Raw genomic sequence first — 546 nt, 5'->3', positions numbered from 1 at the left:
GACTCCTCGATCGCCGACACCGCCCGCATGCACGCCTCCGCCGCCGGGACGATCTCCGCCGGGCACCTGAAGATCATCAACGCCACCCTGGCCGCCCTGCCCGACGAGGTCGACGACGACGAACGCGGCCGCCTCGAAGCCGAGCTGATCGCCCTGGCCGCCGAACAGGCCACGACCCGCCGCCTGCAGGAACACGCCCACCGCCTGTTGGACCAGATCGATCCGGGCCGCACCCAACGCGGCGCCGGCGAACGGGCCCGGCGCCGCTCGGTCACCTGCTCCGGCCAAGGACTGGACCTGATGGCCCGGGCTTCGATGACCATGGACCCCCAACTGGCCGCCCTGATGCGCGAAGTCCACGCCCGCTGGGCCCAACCCGGACGCCTGTGGCCCGACCCCGACGAAAAAGACACCCGCAGCGACGGTCAACGCATGCACGACGCCCTCGTCCACGCCCTGACCCTCGCCCTGAACACCGACGCCACGAGGACCGGCGCGGCCGCGGCGATCGTCGTGCGCATCGACCTCGACCAACTGGCCACCCTG

General features: G+C 72.2%; 1 protein-coding gene. It reads left to right on the top strand.

Annotated features, from left to right (window positions below):
• Positions 1-546 (top strand): DUF222 domain-containing protein (locus HMPREF3086_RS19435; protein WP_246830873.1); only part of this gene is annotated, 546 nt, incomplete at both ends.

Origin of the sequence: Dietzia sp. HMSC21D01 (assembly GCF_001815995.1) — a bacterium.
GTDB lineage: Bacteria > Actinomycetota > Actinomycetes > Mycobacteriales > Mycobacteriaceae > Dietzia > Dietzia cinnamea.
Note: the sequence above shows the minus strand (reverse complement) of the source record. Positions and strands in the feature narration are given on the sequence as shown.